The organism is Neisseria sp. SLRRB23, assembly GCF_050896295.1.
Lineage (GTDB): Bacteria > Pseudomonadota > Gammaproteobacteria > Burkholderiales > Neisseriaceae > Neisseria.
This window is the reverse complement of sequence record NZ_JBPBFH010000011.1, coordinates 26893-43814: the sequence shown is the minus strand read 5'-3', so window position 1 is coordinate 43814 and position 16922 is coordinate 26893. Positions and strand designations below refer to the sequence as shown.

Annotated in this window: 14 protein-coding genes; 11 read left to right on the top strand and 3 right to left on the bottom strand. The window is 47.4% G+C overall.

Annotated features, from left to right (window positions below; all coding sequences use genetic code 11):
* Window positions 1-36: 36 nt before the first annotated feature.
* From ACRPFF_RS04225 to ispG, 10 genes are all read left to right on the top strand, one after another.
* Entirely contained in the window at window positions 37-729 is a 693-nt protein-coding gene (locus ACRPFF_RS04225) for a 16S rRNA pseudouridine(516) synthase (protein WP_432673867.1), read from the top strand.
* 479 nt (window positions 730-1208) lie between these two features.
* Window positions 1209-2573, top strand: coding sequence for a sodium-dependent transporter (locus ACRPFF_RS04220; RefSeq protein WP_432673866.1), 1365 nt, complete (start codon window positions 1209-1211; stop codon window positions 2571-2573).
* Between the two features lie 262 nt (window positions 2574-2835).
* Window positions 2836-3492 carry a (d)CMP kinase gene (gene cmk, locus ACRPFF_RS04215; protein ID WP_432673865.1) on the top strand — a complete coding sequence of 219 codons (657 nt, stop codon included), beginning with the start codon at window positions 2836-2838 and terminating at the stop codon, window positions 3490-3492.
* 155 nt (window positions 3493-3647) lie between these two features.
* Window positions 3648-5333, top strand: a complete 1686-nt coding sequence (rpsA, locus tag ACRPFF_RS04210) for a 30S ribosomal protein S1 (RefSeq protein ID WP_250314003.1) — start codon at window positions 3648-3650, stop codon at window positions 5331-5333.
* Between the two features lie 10 nt (window positions 5334-5343).
* Window positions 5344-5658: an integration host factor subunit beta gene (locus tag ACRPFF_RS04205; protein WP_250314004.1), complete on the top strand. Its 315-nt coding sequence runs from the start codon at window positions 5344-5346 to the stop codon at window positions 5656-5658.
* A gap of 164 nt (window positions 5659-5822) precedes the next feature.
* Window positions 5823-6965, top strand: coding sequence for a cell division protein ZapE (gene zapE / locus ACRPFF_RS04200; protein WP_411712124.1), 1143 nt, complete (start codon window positions 5823-5825; stop codon window positions 6963-6965).
* 69 nt (window positions 6966-7034) lie between these two features.
* Window positions 7035-7460, top strand: coding sequence for a nucleoside-diphosphate kinase (gene ndk, locus ACRPFF_RS04195; RefSeq protein WP_107859949.1), 426 nt, complete (start codon window positions 7035-7037; stop codon window positions 7458-7460).
* Window positions 7461-7599: 139 nt separating this feature from the next.
* Window positions 7600-8700, top strand: a complete 1101-nt coding sequence (rlmN, locus tag ACRPFF_RS04190) for a 23S rRNA (adenine(2503)-C(2))-methyltransferase RlmN (protein ID WP_250314006.1) — start codon at window positions 7600-7602, stop codon at window positions 8698-8700.
* Window positions 8700-9461, top strand: coding sequence for a type IV pilus biogenesis/stability protein PilW (pilW, locus tag ACRPFF_RS04185; RefSeq protein ID WP_250314903.1), 762 nt, complete (start codon window positions 8700-8702; stop codon window positions 9459-9461). Before rlmN ends, pilW begins: the two co-directional genes overlap by 1 nt.
* Before the next feature lie 15 nt (window positions 9462-9476).
* A complete protein-coding gene (gene ispG, locus ACRPFF_RS04180; RefSeq protein WP_314168930.1) occupies window positions 9477-10742 on the top strand; it encodes a flavodoxin-dependent (E)-4-hydroxy-3-methylbut-2-enyl-diphosphate synthase in 1266 nt (421 codons plus the stop codon).
* Between the two features lie 52 nt (window positions 10743-10794).
* On the opposite strand, the gene clpP is transcribed toward ispG, so the two are convergent.
* From clpP to ACRPFF_RS04165, 3 genes are all read right to left on the bottom strand, one after another.
* On the bottom strand, window positions 10795-11415 hold the full coding sequence (gene clpP / locus ACRPFF_RS04175; RefSeq protein WP_107859946.1) for an ATP-dependent Clp endopeptidase proteolytic subunit ClpP: 621 nt from the start codon (window positions 11413-11415) through the stop codon (window positions 10795-10797).
* An 87-nt stretch (window positions 11416-11502) separates the two neighbouring features.
* The gene (gene tig / locus ACRPFF_RS04170) at window positions 11503-12813 is read right to left on the bottom strand and encodes a trigger factor (protein ID WP_432673864.1); all 1311 of its coding nucleotides are present in this window, start codon (window positions 12811-12813) and stop codon (window positions 11503-11505) included.
* A gap of 208 nt (window positions 12814-13021) precedes the next feature.
* The gene (locus ACRPFF_RS04165; RefSeq protein ID WP_432673863.1) at window positions 13022-15454 is read right to left on the bottom strand and encodes a DNA translocase FtsK; all 2433 of its coding nucleotides are present in this window, start codon (window positions 15452-15454) and stop codon (window positions 13022-13024) included.
* Window positions 15455-15669: 215 nt separating this feature from the next.
* Between ACRPFF_RS04165 and ACRPFF_RS04160 the strand changes: the two genes are divergently transcribed.
* Window positions 15670-16881, top strand: coding sequence for a uracil-xanthine permease family protein (locus tag ACRPFF_RS04160; protein WP_432673862.1), 1212 nt, complete (start codon window positions 15670-15672; stop codon window positions 16879-16881).
* Window positions 16882-16922: the final 41 nt, after the last annotated feature.

The following is a 16922-nucleotide window of genomic DNA, read 5'->3' as shown; positions in this document are numbered from 1 at the left end:
ATAACCCTGTCATCATCTACATTTTCAAATACCGTCATGAAACTTATCAAATACCTTCAATATCAAGGCATAGGGAGCAGAAAACAATGCCAGTGGCTGATTGTCGGCGGTTATGTTTTCATCAACGGCACTTGTATAGATGATGCCGATACGGACATTGATTCCGCATCCGTCCATACCTTAGACGTAGACAGCAAAGCAGTAACCGTTATTCCCGAACCTTATTTCTATATCCTGCTCAACAAACCCGCAGATTACGAAACTTCACACAAACCGAAGCACTACCGCAGCATATTCAGCCTGTTCCCCGACAATATGCGCAATATTGACATGCAGGCAGTCGGCAGGCTAGATGCAGATACGACCGGCGTATTACTGATTACCAACGATGGCAAACTGAATCACAACCTTACCTCTCCGAGCCGTAAGATTCCCAAATTATACGAGGTAACACTCAAGCATCCTGCTGACGGAATGCTCTGTGAAATGCTAAAAAACGGCGTCCTGCTTCATGATGAAAATGAAACCGTTTGCGCCGCTGATGCCGTTTTGGAAAACCCGACCACCCTGCTGCTGACCATTACCGAAGGAAAATACCACCAAGTCAAACGCATGGTCGCCGCCGCCGGCAACCGCGTGCAGCATCTTCACCGCAGACAATTCGCACATCTGGAAACAGAAAACCTCAAATCCGGGGAATGGAAATTTATCGAATACCCCAAATTCTGAAAAAAATCCATTATTTCCTTATATTCAAATACATACATTTAAAATGAATAATTTAACCAAAATTAACTCAAAAACAGCCGGTTTGCGATATAATCCGCTCGTCTGAGTAACGCCTGTTCAAGCAGGCTTATGAGTAAGACGTTTTCCCCGTAATGTGTTTGGCCATCTATACTTTCCCCTTGTATAGATAGTTTTTTTTATCTTCGTTTACTACACATACTACATATGTTACTGACGCAGCATTCCCAATCATATGACATATGAAATTTCATTTCACCGTCCCAGTGTAGAAAAATAAACGATTAATCTATCTATAAAATCTGATTCAATCCTTGTTGATTTATGCAAATTAGCAATATCCCCTATAAAATATAACTCCATCAGTGAAAATAACTATACACTTAAAAAACAATCAGTCAGTTCCTGTTAAAAAACGCGTGTAGAATTTCCATCTCATCTTAATCAAACACTGTTGCAATATGTCTTCCAACACCAATCGTCAAACCTGGTCCAGCCGATTAACCTATATCCTGACTGTTGCCGGAGCAACTGTCGGCTTCGGCGCGACGTGGCGTTTTCCCTACCTTGTCGGCGAAAACGGCGGCGGCGCGTATGTATTTTTATTCTGTATCGCCATGCTCGTTATCGGCATACCGATGATTTTAGTAGAAAACGTCATCGGACGGCGCAAAGGCGTGAACGCGCTGGACGCGTTCGGCGGCTCTATGAACGGCAAACCCGTTGCCAAAATTTGGAAGCTGGTCGGCTGGATGGGCTTGGTCGGTGCGTTCGGCATTATGGCGTATTACATGGTGCTCGGTGGCTGGGTAATCAGCTATATCGTTAATATTATTAGCGGAAACCTGAATATTTCCAGCCCTGTCAACGGCGAACTGACAAAAAGCTTCTTTACCGAACATATCGAAAACAGTCCTTGGGAAATTGCGTTCTACACGTTCTTATTTGTCGTTGTGAACCAATGGATTTTGGTCAAAGGCGTTATCGGCGGTATTGAAAAAGCAGCGAAATACCTGATGCCGCTGCTGTTTTTGTTCCTGATTGCCATGGTCGTGCGCAACGTTACCCTTCCTGGCGCAATGGAAGGGCTTACTTTCTATCTGAAGCCTGATTTCAGCAAGATTACCACTGAGCTTTTCGTCTTCGTTTTGGGACAAGTATTTTTCGCCTTGAGCTTGGGTTTCGGCGTGATGATTACCTTATCCAGCTATCTGGATAAAAACGAAAATCTGGTTCAGACGGCAGTTATCACGGCAATTACCAATACCATCATCGCCGTACTTGCGGGCTTTATGATTTTCCCGTCGCTCTTCAGCTTCGGCGTCGCGCCCAATTCCGGCCCGACTTTGGTATTCCAAAGTTTGCCGATTGTGTTCTCACATATGTGGGCAGGACCCGTGTTCGCCGTCATTTTCTTCTCGCTGCTCCTGATTGCCGCGTTGACAACTTCGCTGACGATTTATGAAGTGTTGATTACGACCATTCAGGAAAAAACCAAAATCCGCCGTACCGCCGCGATTACAATTGTATTGGCCGCCATCTTCGTTTTCGGCAACATCCCGTCTATTTTGAGCTATGGCCCGTGGAAAGACGTTTCCGTGTTCGGCAAAAATATTTTCGATGCCTTCGACTACATCAGCGGCAACATCTTGTTTATGCTGACCGCGCTCGGCTCTGCACTGTTTGTCGGTTTTGTGATGAAGGACGAAGCGAAGGAAGAATTGCTTTATAAAGGCAACCATACGACGGTCAATATTTGGTTCGCCTATGTAAAATACCTCGTGCCCCTCGTAATCCTGCTGATTTTTGTCAGCAACCTTTTCTGATTTACACCAATTAATGCCGTCTGAAAGCCATACTGACTTCAGACGGCATTGCTTTTATTTCCACTCCAATATCCGAAATGCTAAAATCCGAACAAATTTATCAGGTTCTTAAGTTCGATTAAAATTTCCCGAGTAACCGGTAATTCGCTCGCTTAGACAATAATCCTTTGAAACAGGTAGAATCAGCCCTCAATGGGAAACACCCTTAGGGCGGCATGTAAAATTAAAAATCCCGCATGCCGAATTATCAGGAATACCTTTTATGAACAGACAAAAAGTAATCGCTATCGACGGTCCGGGCGCATCAGGCAAGGGAACGGTAGCCTCCCGAGTCGCAGCCGCATTGGGATATGACTATCTCGATTCTGGAGCACTTTACCGTCTGACCGCACTGTATGCACAAAAACAAGGCGTGGAATGGCACGATGAAGAAAATGTTTCCGCACTTGCCGAAAAACTGCCCGCCGTATTTTCAGGCAGCTGCATCCTGCTCGACAGCGAAGATGTTTCAGACGGCATCCGGACAGAAGCCATCGGCATGGGCGCATCCGCCGTTGCACAATTGCCTAAAGTCCGTGCCGCACTGCTGCAACGCCAACGTGATTTTCTGACCGAAAAAGGACTGGTCGCCGACGGACGGGACATCGGATCAGTCATTTTCCCCCAAGCCGAACTCAAAATCTTCCTGACGGCAGAATCCAAAATCAGAGCCGAACGCCGCGCCAAACAAATCGGCATTCCCTGCGAAGGTTTGGCATTCGAGCGCATCCTGTCCGACATCGAAACCAGAGACGAGGCAGACCGAAACCGCACGCTCGCCCCCCTGAAACAACAGCCCGATGCCCTGCTTTTGGATACGAGCCGCCTGACTATAGAAGAAACTGTAAAAAAAGTGCTTGATTGGTATCGTAAAGTTTAAATTTTCAGGTATAATTACCCACATTACGTTTCAGACGGCATAAAAATCCCCCATATGCCGTCTGAAACCTTATTTACCCGTCTGCCCTGCCAAGGACGGCAGACATCCACCAACCCACCCCGCACCCCTTGGCGGTGTACCGAAAAGAGTTATATATGTCTATGGAAAATTTTGCTCAGCTGTTGGAAGAAAGCTTTACCCTGCAAGAAATGAACCCGGGTGAGGTGATTACCGCTGAAGTAGTGGCAATCGACCAAAACTTCGTTACCGTAAACGCAGGTCTGAAATCAGAATCCCTGATCGATGTAGCTGAATTCAAAAACGCTCAAGGCGAAATTGAAGTTAAAGTCGGCGACTTCGTTACCGTTACCATCGAATCCGTCGAAAACGGCTTCGGCGAAACCAAACTGTCCCGCGAAAAAGCCAAACGCGCAGCCGATTGGATTGCCCTGGAAGAAGCGATGGAAAACGGCGACATCCTGTCCGGCGTTATCAATGGCAAAGTCAAAGGCGGCCTGACTGTTATGATCAACAGCATCCGCGCATTCCTGCCGGGTTCTTTGGTTGACGTACGTCCTGTAAAAGACACTTCTCACTTCGAAGGCAAAGAAATCGAATTCAAAGTGATCAAACTGGACAAAAAACGCAACAACGTTGTTGTGTCCCGCCGCGCTGTTCTGGAAGCCACTCTGGGCGAAGAGCGCAAAGCCTTGCTGGAAAACCTGCAAGAAGGCTCTATCATCAAAGGTATCGTTAAAAACATTACCGATTACGGTGCATTCGTTGACTTGGGCGGCATCGACGGTCTGCTGCACATCACCGACTTGGCATGGCGCCGTGTGAAACACCCGAGCGAAGTTCTGGAAGTCGGTCAAGAAGTAGAAGCTAAAGTCCTGAAATTCGACCAAGACAAACAACGCGTTTCTCTGGGTATGAAACAACTGGGCGAAGATCCTTGGAGCGGCCTGACCCGCCGTTACCCGCAAGGCACCCGCCTGTTCGGTAAAGTATCCAACCTGACTGACTACGGTGCATTCGTTGAAATCGAACAAGGCATTGAAGGTTTGGTACACGTTTCCGAAATGGATTGGACCAACAAAAACGTACATCCGAGCAAAGTTGTACAATTGGGCGACGAAGTCGAAGTAATGATCCTCGAAATCGATGAAAGCCGCCGCCGTATCTCTTTGGGTATGAAACAATGCCAAGCGAATCCTTGGGAAGAGTTTGCCGCCAACCACAACAAAGGCGACAAGATTTCCGGTGCCGTTAAATCCATTACCGATTTCGGTATCTTCGTCGGTCTGCCCGGCGGCATCGACGGTCTGGTTCACTTGTCTGACCTCTCTTGGACCGAAGCCGGAGAAGAAGCCGTACGCAAATACAAAAAAGGCGAAGAAGTTGAAGCCGTTGTATTGGCAATCGATGTTGAAAAAGAACGCATTTCCCTGGGTATCAAACAACTGGAAGGCGATCCGTTCGGCAACTTCATCAGCGTAAACGACAAAGGATCTCTGGTTAAAGGTTCTGTAAAATCTGTTGACGCTAAAGGCGCAGTAGTTTCCCTGTCTGAAGAGGTTGAAGGTTACCTGCCTGCTTCTGAATTCGCTGCTGACCGCGTTGAAGACCTGACTACCAAACTGAAAGAAGGCGACGAAGTTGAAGCCGTTATCGTTACCGTTGACCGCAAAAACCGCAGCATCCGTCTGTCTGTAAAAGCGAAAGACGCTAAAGAAAACCGCGAAGCACTGAATTCAGTTAATGCTGCTGCAACTGCCAATGCCGGTACCACCAGCTTAGGCGACCTGTTGAAAGCCAAACTGTCCGGCGAACAAGAATAAGGTTGCAGACATGACAAAGTCTGAGTTAATGATTCGTTTGGCAGAAGTGTTTGCCGCTAAAAACGGTACCCATCTTCTGGCAAAAGACGTAGAGTACAGCGTAAAAGTCTTGGTCGATACCATGACCCGATCGCTTGCCCGAGGTCAACGCATCGAAATTCGAGGTTTCGGCAGCTTCGATTTGAACCATCGTCCTGCCCGTATCGGTCGCAACCCTAAAACCGGGGAACGAGTGGAGGTACCTGAAAAATATGTACCCCATTTCAAACCCGGTAAGGAGTTGCGTGAACGGGTCGACTTGGCTTTAAAAGAAAATGCCAACTGAACTTTAGCATTAAAAACGCCGCGTTACAGCGGCGTTTTTCTTATTCAGCCTGTCTGTGTCCCTTTCCTTTCTATAGAAAGCTCCAAGCCCATGGAAAATCATTTATAATACCAATCCCTGTTAATATATTCCTCACAACTGCTAAAATTATAACAAGGTTAAACATGAGTAATAGAGACCAACTTTTTCAGGCTCCTCCATTTGAAAACCACAGTCCGCTGACCTGGTATCAGGCTGCTTCCCAATCGCCTAATTTTATCCATGATCAGGCACAGGCAAACGCCATTGAATACCTCGACAGACTCTGGACCGAGCTGATGATGTTCAAACGCAAAAGAAACCGTTTTTTAGGTAGGAGTTTGCGTTCTCCGCAAGTCCCCAAAGGGCTTTATTTCTATGGTGGTGTCGGCCGGGGTAAAAGCTTTTTGATGGATGCTTTTTTCGGTTGTCTCCCTTACCGCCGCAAACGCCGCGTTCACTTTCATGCTTTTATGGCGGAAATCCATCAGCGCCTGAAAGTACTAAAGAGCGAAGCCAATCCGTTGAAATCCGTTGCCGCCGAGATTGCCAAAGAAACCCGCGTATTGTGCTTTGACGAATTCCATGTAAGCGATATTGCAGACGCAATGATTTTAGGCCGTCTGCTGGAAAACCTACTAAACGAAGGTGTCGTTTTGGTGGCAACTTCAAACTACGCCCCTTCCGAACTCTACCCACAAGGTCAAAACCGAAGCAGTTTTCTTCCCACAATTGCACTCATCGAATCCAGCCTGACAGTCTTAAATGTTGACGGAGGGGAAGACTACCGACTGCGAACCCTTCGCCCTGCCGAGATTTTCTTTACGCCTGCCGATGAAGAAAATGAGGCGAAACTGGCAAAACTGTTCAAAGAAATGGCAGGTATTACCGATTTAAATCCCGGCATCAGCACTATCCACGGTCGGGAAATTCCTCACAAAGCCGAGTCCGGTCGCGCCATATGGTTTGATTTCCGCGCACTGTGCTTTGGCCCCCGTTCACAGTCCGACTATCTATATTTGGCAGAACATTATGAAATGGTTTTTCTCTCAGGTTTGGAAAAACTCTCTCCCCAAGAAAAGGCAGAAGCACGACGTCTGACTTGGCTGATTGATGTCCTTTATGATTTCCGAGTCAAACTGTGTGCCACCAGCGCGGTAGATGTCAACCATATCTATACAGAAGGTGATTTTGCCGAAGAATTTACCCGTACTGCCAGCCGGATGGTTGAAATGCAGTCCGAAGTTTATTTGGAACAACCTCACTTGACCTTATCCCCGAAGGATTAGGTTAGATAAATTTTTCTCGATAAAATAATACTGTCTCTAACTTTCATAAATAAAAAATAAGGATATAGCATGGCGATTGAACGCACCGTTTCCATTATCAAACCCGATGCCGTCGGCAAAAACGTTATCGGTAAAATATACAGCCGTTTTGAAGAAAACGGTTTGAAAATCGTTGCGGCCAAAATGAAACAGCTTACCCTCAAAGAGGCTCAGGAATTCTATGCGATTCACAAAGAGCGTCCCTTCTATGCCAAATTGGTTGAATTTATGACCAGTGGTCCTGTAATGATTCAGATTTTGGAAGGGGAAAATGCCGTTCTGAAAAACCGGGAGCTGATGGGGGCAACCAATCCTGCCGAAGCAGCCGAAGGTACGATACGGGCAGACTTTGCCACCTCTGTCAGTATTAACGCCGTACACGGTTCTGACAGTACGGAAAACGCCGCCTTGGAAATTGCCTACTTCTTCAGCCAAACCGAAATCTGCCCACGTTAATATAATACACCTACACAGACCCATTATCAGACGGCATGAAACCTGTCCATGCCGTCTGAAAGTTCTGTTGCAAAGGCTTTCAATCAAATTTATCTAACCAACCATTTTGTGAAAAGCCTAATTTAAGAAATATAACCACATGAAAACCAATCTGCTCAACTACGACCTCCAAGGGCTGACCCGGCACTTTGCCGATATGGGCGAAAAACCTTTCCGCGCCAAACAAGTTATGCGTTGGATACACCAATCTGGCGCGCAAAATTTTGATGAAATGACCGACTTGGCAAAATCGTTGCGCTATAAATTAAATGAACAGGCAAGCATCGATATTCCTAAGCTTATGATGTCGCAAGAATCTTCAGACGGCACCCGCAAATGGCTTTTAGATGTCGGAACGGGAAACGGAGTAGAAACCGTCTTTATCCCCGAATCCGAACGCGGCACACTCTGTATTTCCTCTCAGGTCGGCTGCGCGTTGGAATGCACATTTTGTTCGACCGGCAGACAAGGTTTCAACCGCAATCTGAGTGCAGCCGAGATTATCGGCCAATTGTGGTGGGCAAACAAAGCCATGGGGGTTACTCCGAAAAATGAGCGCGTAATTTCCAACGTCGTCATGATGGGTATGGGAGAGCCAATGGCAAATTTTGAAAATGTCGTTACCGCCCTGAGTATTATGTTAGATGATCATGGCTATGGTCTAAGCCGCCGCCGCGTAACGGTTTCCACCTCGGGTATGGTTCCCCAGATGGATAAACTGCGTGATACCATGCCTGTAGCTTTGGCTGTTTCTCTCCATGCTTCCAATGACGAAGTCCGTAATAAAATCGTACCGCTAAATAAAAAATACCCGCTGAAAGAATTAATGGCAGCATGCCAGCGCTATTTAGTCAAAGCACCCAGGGATTTTATTACTTTCGAGTATGTGATGCTGGACGGTGTCAACGATAAGGCACAACATGCATACGAACTTATTGAACTGGTCAAAGATGTTCCCTGCAAATTCAATTTAATCCCGTTTAATCCTTTCCCTAATTCGGGATATGAACGTTCAAGTAACGAAAACATCCGTATTTTTAGAGATATCCTGCAACAAGCCGGATTTGTCGTTACCGTTCGAAAAACTCGTGGCGACGATATCGATGCCGCTTGCGGACAATTAGCAGGCCAGGTTCAGGATAAAACACGCCGTCAGCAAAAATGGCAACAGATTTTAATCGAACAACAGGGGGAATTATGATGCCCTTTCATATATCCAAAAAATTGTTCTTCTTAGCTGTGATTGCTCTAAGCGCATGCAGCACCTCTTATCAACCCTCAAGCGCAGAAAAAGCCAATCAGGTTTCCAACATTAAAACCCAATTGGCCATGGAGTATATGCGCGGGCAAGACTACCGCCAGGCAACGGCAAGTATTGAAGATGCACTGAAAACAGACAGCAAAAACGAACTTGCCTGGCTTGTCCGTGCCGAAATCTATCAATATCTGAAAGTAAATGATAAAGCTCAGGAGAGTTTCCTGCAGGCACTCTCCCTAAAACCCGACAACGCTGAAATCAACAATAACTACGGCTGGTTCTTATGCGGCACGCTCAACCGGCCTGCAGAAGCGATGCCACACTTTGATAAAGCATTGGCAGATCCTACCTACCCGACTCCGTTTGTTGCCAATTTGAATAAAGGCATATGCAGTGCAAAACAAGGGCAGCTTGGATTGGCAGAAGCCTACTTAGAACGTTCACTTGCCGCACAGCCGCAATTTCCTCCTGCATTTAAAGAGCTGGCACGTACTAAAATGCTTGCTGGCCAATTGAATGATGCGGACTATTATTTTAAAAAATACCAAAGTAAGGTTGAAGTCCTACAGGCGGATGATTTGCTGCTTGGTTGGAAAATTGCCAAATCTCTCGGAAACTTACAGGCAGCATACGAATATGAAGCACAGTTGCAGGCAAACTTCCCTTACTCAGAAGAATTACAGACTGTTATCACAGGTCAATAAACAGATTCGAACCTTATGAACACACTCCAACGCCGTAAGACACACCAAGTCCATATCGATCACCTCATTGTCGGTTCAGAAGCACCCGTCATCATCCAATCCATGACCAACACCGACACCGCAGATGCCCAAGCCACTGCATTGCAGGTCAAAGAATTAAGCGATGCAGGATCAGAAATGGTGCGTATTACTGTTAACAGTCCCGAAGCAGCATCTAAAGTTGCAGAAATCCGCCAACGCTTAGACGATATGGGCTATCCCACCCCCCTTATTGGCGATTTCCATTTCAACGGTGAACGCCTTTTGGCCGAATTTCCCGATTGCGGTAAAGCCCTGTCTAAATATCGCATCAATCCCGGCAATGTCGGTAAAGGTGCAAAAGGCGATGAAAAATTTGCCTTTATGATTCGGACGGCTGCAGAAAACAACAAAGCTGTCCGCATCGGCGTAAACTGGGGTTCTTTGGATCAAAGCCTTGCCAAGCGCATGATGGATGCCAATCAGGCATCTGCCTCTCCAAAACCTCCTCAGGAAATTATGAAAGAAGCCCTGATTGTTTCCGCCTTGGAATCTGCCGAAAAAGCCGTTCGGCTAGGATTACCCGAAGACAAAATTATCCTTTCGTGTAAAGTCAGCTCCGTCCAAGACCTGATTCAAGTCTACCGAGAATTGGGTAGGCGCTGCGCCTATCCCCTTCATTTGGGATTAACCGAAGCAGGGATGGGCAGCAAAGGCATTGTCGCATCTACGGCAGCCCTTTCCGTCTTATTGCAGGAAGGAATCGGGGATACAATCCGCATTTCACTAACTCCGGAACCGGGAAGTTCTCGAACACAGGAAGTTATCGTCGGACAAGAAATTTTACAGACCATGGGGCTGCGTTCATTTACACCTATGGTAACTGCCTGTCCGGGCTGCGGGCGTACAACCAGTACCGTATTTCAAGAGCTGGCACAAGATGTTCAAAATTACCTGCGCCAAAAAATGTCTATATGGCGTACCCTTTATCCTGGGGTTGAATCCCTGAACGTTGCCGTAATGGGCTGCGTTGTCAATGGGCCTGGAGAAAGCAAATTGGCCGACATCGGAATCAGCCTTCCCGGTACAGGGGAAACACCCGTCGCACCTGTTTATGTGGATGGGGAGCGCAAAATAACACTGAAAGGTGATAATATTGCAACTGAATTCCTAGCTATTGTAGAGGAATATGTTAAAACCAATTATGGCGAAAACAGTTCTAAACGCGATAAAGGAAAAGTCATCCCGATACAGTCTCTATAAAACAAATGCCGTCTGAACATTTCAGACGGCATTTGTTTTCTCTCCCAATTAATCAAAGCTGTAAAGAAGCACGGTTCTCCAAGATTTGATCAATCAGACCATATTCTTTAGCCTCTTCGGCGGACATGAAGTTGTCGCGGTCAGTGTCGCGTTCCAAATCTGCCAAGTCTCGGCCACAGTGTTTGGCCATCAGGCGATTGAGTTTTTCTTTGATTTTCAACAGTTCGCGTGCGTGAATCTCAATATCAGATGCCTGACCACCCAAACCGCCGCTGATTAAAGGTTGGTGAATCATGATACGGCTGTTGGGCAAGGCGAAACGTTTGCCTTTCTCGCCTGCCGACAGCAGGAATGCACCCATGCTTGCCGCTTGCCCCAAGCACAAAGTAGAGACATTAGGTTTGATGAAATTCATAGTATCGTAAATCGACATACCTGCTGTTACCGAACCGCCGGGCGAATTGATGTAAAAGAAAATATCTTTGTCCGGATTTTCACTTTCCAAAAACAACAGCTGGGCGACCACTAAATTGGCGGACTCATCGGTTACCGGACCGACTAAAAATACGATGCGTTCTTTTAAAAGGCGCGAGTAAATATCAAATGCACGCTCACCACGACCGCTTTGTTCGATAACGGTAGGAACGAGGTAATTATTGAAATCGAAGGACATTCTTGTCTCCTGTCAATGTTACGAAAGCACCAAAGGGACGCTTTGGTGCTTTCAAGTTGCCTGTTTCAGACAAACCTTTGAAGATGATTAGGCTTGTGCACCCATCACTTCGTCAAAAGACAAAGCTTTTTCGCTTACTTTGGCTTTGCCCAAAACGAAATCAACAACGTTGCTTTCTACTGCCAAAGAAGTCGGACCTTGCAAACGGGAAGGCTCTGCGTAGTACCAGTCAATCACTTCTTGAGGATCTTCGTAGCTTTCTGCGAAGTTGGCAACAACGGCTTTGATTTGCTCTTCAGTCGGTTCCAGTTTGTTTTCATCAACCAGTTTGGCCAAAATCAGACCCAAAGATACGCGGCGTTCGGCTTGTTCTTTGAACATATCCAAAGGCAGATCCATCTTGGCAGCATCAGCCATGCCTTGGTTAACAAAATTTTGTTTCATTTCATTTGCCAAGCGTGCGGCTTCTTCATTTACCAAAGCAACAGGTGCTTTCAGCTCTACGGCTTTGAGCAGCGCGTTCATGACAGATTCTTTGGTTTGTTCGTTTACGCGGCGTTCCACTTCGCGACCGACGTTTTTCTTCACTTCTTCGCGCATTTTGGCCACGTCGCCGTCGGCAATACCCAATGCTTTAGCAAAATCGGCATCAACTTCAGGCAAAGTAGCTTCAGATACGTTGTTCAATGTGATGGTGAAGACAGCGGATTTACCGGCAACGTCTTTACCGTGGTAGTCTTCAGGGAAATTGACGGTAACGTCTTTGCTTTCTCCAGCCTTCATACCGACTACGCCAGCTTCAAATTCAGGCAACATTTGACCTGCGCCCAATAAGAAGGCGTAGTTTTTGGATGCGCCGCCGGCAAAAGGTTCGCCGTCGATTTTGCCTTTGAAGTCGATGATGACACGGTCGCCGTTTTGGGCTTCGCGTTCAACATGGTTAAAGCGGGTGCGTTGTTTACGCAGGATTTCTACGGTTTGGTCTACTTCAGCATCACCGACGGAAGCGGTTACTTTTTCAACTTCTTGTGCAGACAAATCGCCAATAACGACTTCAGGGAATACTTCGAAAATCGCAGCAATTTTCAGGGATTCTTTATCATCTTGTTCTTCAACGCCTTCGAAACGCGGATAGCCGGCAACTTTCAATTCTTGGGCAACGGCAACATCGTAGAAGCGGCGTTGAACCATTTCATTGATGACATCATTTTGAGCACTTGCACCGTACATTTGGGCAATCATTTTTAAAGGTGCTTTACCCGGGCGGAAACCGTCGATTTTTGCACGGCGCTGGGTTTGTTTCAGTTTTTTATCGGTTTCTGCGTTAATTTCGGACCAAGGCAGAGACAACACTACTTTGCGTTCCAGATTTTCTAAAGTTTCAACAGTTACGCTCATCATAAGCCCTTAAATTTGTTGTGTTGATAAAATGATAAACCTTCTTCCCTGCATGGGGAAGCAAACAGCGCAACGGTACGGATATTTGAACCGCATTGCCGCAAAGGGGAAATTTTAGCTGGCAAGTATATCACAATGTTCCGCCTGAAACATAATATGCCGTCTGAAACGCCAATTCCGCCGTTCAGACGGCATTTTGCGATATGGGCTATAAATGGTCCTTGTGCGCCAAAATCTTACGGCTGCCATTCATATCGGCAGGGGAAACGACACCTGCATTTTCGAGTGCTTCCATCAGGTTTGCTGCGCGGTTATAGCCGATGCGCAACTGACGTTGCAGGGAAGAGATGGAAGTTTTTTTGCTTTCCAAAATGTAAGCAACGGCTTGGTCAAACAATTCGTCGCTTCCCGCATTCGGATTGACGATATTGGTGGTTTCCAGTGCAGCTTCGCCGCTGAGCAAGCCTTCGATATAGTCGGCGTGGGCTTGCGACTTGACATAGTTGACGACTTGATGAACTTCGTCATCTGAAACAAACGCGCCTTGCAGTCGGGTTGGTTCTGCACTTCCCGGCTGCAGGAATAATGAGTCGCCGTATTTCAACAGCTCGTCCGCACCCATTTGGTCAAGGATGGTACGGCTGTCGATTTTGCTTTGTACGGTAAACGCCATACGCGTCGGGATGTTCGCCTTAATCAAGCCGGTGACGACATCGACGCTCGGACGTTGGGTCGCGACAATCATGTGAATACCTGCCGCACGCGCTTTTTGGGCAAGGCGTGCGATTTGCTGCTCGACGGATTTGCGTTCGGTCATCATCAGGTCTGCCAACTCGTCGATAACGACCACAATCAATGGTAATTTTTCCAAGGGTTCCGGATTATCCAGAGACAGGCTGAAAGGATTCAACAGCGGCTTACCGGCCGCTTTGGCAGCCTCGACTTTTTGATTGAAGCCCTCCAAGTTGCGCACACCTGCATGCGAGAGCAGGCGGTAACGTTTTTCCATTTCGGCGACGCACCAGTTCAACGCCTGCCCCGCTTCACGCATATCGGTAACGACCGGGCAAAGCAGGTGCGGAATACCATCGTAAATGCTCAATTCAAGCATTTTCGGATCAATCATGATGAAGCGGACTTCTTCCGGCGTAGCTTTGAAAAGCATGGACATAATCATGCCGTTCACGCCGACGGATTTGCCCGAACCGGTCATACCGGCGACCAAAAGGTGCGGCATTTTCGCCAAGTCGCCGACAACGGGCGTACCCGCAATGTCTTTACCCAATGCGACGGTCAGCTTGGATTTGGCTTCGGTAAACACGGGCGAAGACAAGATTTCGCTCAACATCACGTCTTGGCGTTTATCGTTGGGCAACTCGATGCCCATCGTGTTTTTGCCTGCGATGGTTTCTACGATACGTACGGATTGCAGCGACATGGAACGCGCCAAATCTTTAGATAAAGCAACAATTTGGCTACCTTTTATGCCTTGCGCGGGTTCAATTTCATAACGCGTAATTACAGGGCCGGAAGTGGCAGAAACGACTTGCACGCCGATGCCGAATTCTGCCAACTTGGATTCAATCAGTTCGGCAGTGCGCTCCAATTCGGCAGGATTGATGCTGACCGGCTCGTTGTCGGGAAGGCGCAACAGATTCAACGCAGGCTTGTGATATTCTCCATTACTCTGGACTTCGTTATCTTCAAACAACGAAGCTTGGATTTTAGGCGGCGGCGCAACAGAGACTGCTACAGATTTGCGGTTGCTGGTACTGCCTTCGAGTGAGATAACGGGCTTGGCGGTAATATTTTTAGCCTCTTTTACCATACGGCGGGTGTTTAGGGTATCGACACTGTCTTTTTTGGTATTAGGACGGCGTTTTCCCAGTGATGATATTTTTCTACCCGATACGGCCAGACAATTTTGAATCGTCCTACTTGTACCGTTCAACACTTCCAGCCATGAAACCTGTACCAGCAAAGACACTGATAACAACAAAACAACCAAAATAATCAAGAGGCTGCCCGATTTTCCCAATAACCATGCAAATATAGCGCCGACACGTATACCTACCATACCGCCCGCACCGACCGGCAAGGATTCACTATATTTTCCGCCCAGCACAAAATATTCCAAAACAGGGCTGAATACTGTCAAGATAAAAAGTGCGGCGACGGCGATTTTGTGGTTGTACGAACTGGGTAGTGCCGGTTTGGCATGTAGACGGAAATTTTTATACAACATCACGCAGGCAGCAACTATCCACCACCAGAACGACCAGCCGAAAAGATAATAACCGACATCAGCAATATATGCTCCGAACAAACCTCCCCAATTGGCGGCATCTTCCACAACCGGCGAACTACGCGACCAAGACGGATCCCCCATATCGAAACTAATCAGGGAAATCGTCAGATACAGGGTTGCCGCCAAGCCCATCAGCCACAATGCGTCGGCGATTAGATTGACGACATGTTCGGGACGTGCCTTCTTTGCTTCGGTTTTTTGCAATTCTTTAGCAGCTTTGAGCTGTTCGGAAACCTTATTGCCCCTTGTCCCATTGTCTTTCTTGCGGGAAGAATTTTGAGACTGGTTTGCCGCCCTGCCTTTTGTGATTTTCTTATTGGATTTTTCTGTCATGCCGTATTACCGGAAAATGCCGTCTGAAAACACCGGACGGCTTGCGGATTAAATATGAAATGTCGGATTATACTCCATTTCGCCCATTTTCATGCCCCTATGGACCGCTGCCGCATACCGAAGCTTATACTTGATGCGCAAAATATGTATTTTTACGCAGGATTACGGCAAACCAGTATAATCCGTGCCGTTTGAACCGACTGAAAGAAGATAGTATGAACCAATTGAAACTTGCCGTTTCCGGTGCTCAGATTTTATTCGTTGCATTCGGCGCAATGGTGCTGGTTCCCCTGCTGACGGGACTGAACCCGGCACTTGCTCTTTTAGGGGCAGGCATAGGAACCTTATTGTTCCAAATTACCACCAAACGCAAAGTGCCTATTTTTCTAGGCTCTTCTTTTGCGTTTATCGCGCCGATTATCTACGCTATCGGCGAATGGGGTCTGCCCTCCACCATGTTCGGATTGTTTGCTGCGGGATTTATGTATTTTGTATTTGCCGCACTAATCCGCTGGCGCGGACTTGCTGCCGTTCATAGGCTGCTGCCGCCAGTCGTCATCGGTCCGGTCATTATGGTTATCGGCTTGTCGGTCGCTGTAGCGGCAAGCAGTATGGCAATGGGACAGGCAAACGGAAAACAGGTCATCGATTATACCGATTCCCTGATTCTTTCCGGCTTTACCTTTGCCATTACCGCCATCGTATCGGTTTTCGGCAGCAGGATGATGAAGCTGATCCCTATTTTAATCGGTGTTGCCTCCGGTTATGCCCTTGCACTGCTGATGGGGCTGGTCGACACGGCCAGCATGACACATGCACCTTGGTTTGCCGTCCCGCATTTTGAAACACCACAAGTCAACTGGCAGGCTGCTCTGTTTATGTTGCCGGTTGCAATTGCTCCGGCCATCGAACACATCGGCGGCATCATGGCAATCGGTAATGTAACGGGAAAAGACTACACAAAAGACCCCGGCTTGGACAAAACCCTTACAGGCGATGGTTTGGGCGTATGCATTGCCGGCTTGATCGGCGGCCCGCCGGTTACAACTTACGGTGAAGTAACGGGTGCTGTGATGATTACTAAAAACAGCAACCCCGTCATTATGACTTGGGCTGCAGTTTTTGCCATCTGTATGGCATTCTTCGGCAAATTCAATGCATTCTTGGCCTCCATCCCGATGCCTGTTATGGGCGGCATCATGCTGCTGCTTTTCGGTACGATTGCCTCTTTGGGCATCAAAACCCTGATTGATGCCAAAGTCGATTTGATGCTGCCGAAAAACCTGGTTATCGTCAGCTCGGTACTGACGACGGGTATCGGTGGTATGACGCTCAAACTGGGCAGCTTCAGCTTTGCCGGGGTCGGTTTGTGCGCCGTACTTGCCATTGTGCTAAACCGCCTGCTCCCCGACTCCAGAGAGAGCTGATTGACGATATAAATGCCGTCTGAACATTCTTCAGATGGCAT

Bases quoted from the DNA above. Each gene is read 5' to 3' on its own strand.
- ACRPFF_RS04225 (WP_432673867.1), top strand. From the start codon at position 37: ATGAAACTTATCAAATACCTTCAATATCAAGGCATAGGGAGCAGAAAA.
- ACRPFF_RS04220 (WP_432673866.1), top strand. From the start codon at position 1,209: ATGTCTTCCAACACCAATCGTCAAACCTGGTCCAGCCGATTAACCTAT.
- cmk (WP_432673865.1), top strand. From the start codon at position 2,836: ATGAACAGACAAAAAGTAATCGCTATCGACGGTCCGGGCGCATCAGGC.
- rpsA (WP_250314003.1), top strand. From the start codon at position 3,648: ATGTCTATGGAAAATTTTGCTCAGCTGTTGGAAGAAAGCTTTACCCTG.
- ACRPFF_RS04205 (WP_250314004.1), top strand. From the start codon at position 5,344: ATGACAAAGTCTGAGTTAATGATTCGTTTGGCAGAAGTGTTTGCCGCT.
- zapE (WP_411712124.1), top strand. From the start codon at position 5,823: ATGAGTAATAGAGACCAACTTTTTCAGGCTCCTCCATTTGAAAACCAC.
- ndk (WP_107859949.1), top strand. From the start codon at position 7,035: ATGGCGATTGAACGCACCGTTTCCATTATCAAACCCGATGCCGTCGGC.
- rlmN (WP_250314006.1), top strand. From the start codon at position 7,600: ATGAAAACCAATCTGCTCAACTACGACCTCCAAGGGCTGACCCGGCAC.
- pilW (WP_250314903.1), top strand. From the start codon at position 8,700: ATGCCCTTTCATATATCCAAAAAATTGTTCTTCTTAGCTGTGATTGCT.
- ispG (WP_314168930.1), top strand. From the start codon at position 9,477: ATGAACACACTCCAACGCCGTAAGACACACCAAGTCCATATCGATCAC.
- clpP (WP_107859946.1), bottom strand. From the start codon at position 11,415: ATGTCCTTCGATTTCAATAATTACCTCGTTCCTACCGTTATCGAACAA.
- tig (WP_432673864.1), bottom strand. From the start codon at position 12,813: ATGAGCGTAACTGTTGAAACTTTAGAAAATCTGGAACGCAAAGTAGTG.
- ACRPFF_RS04165 (WP_432673863.1), bottom strand. From the start codon at position 15,454: ATGACAGAAAAATCCAATAAGAAAATCACAAAAGGCAGGGCGGCAAAC.
- ACRPFF_RS04160 (WP_432673862.1), top strand. From the start codon at position 15,670: ATGAACCAATTGAAACTTGCCGTTTCCGGTGCTCAGATTTTATTCGTT.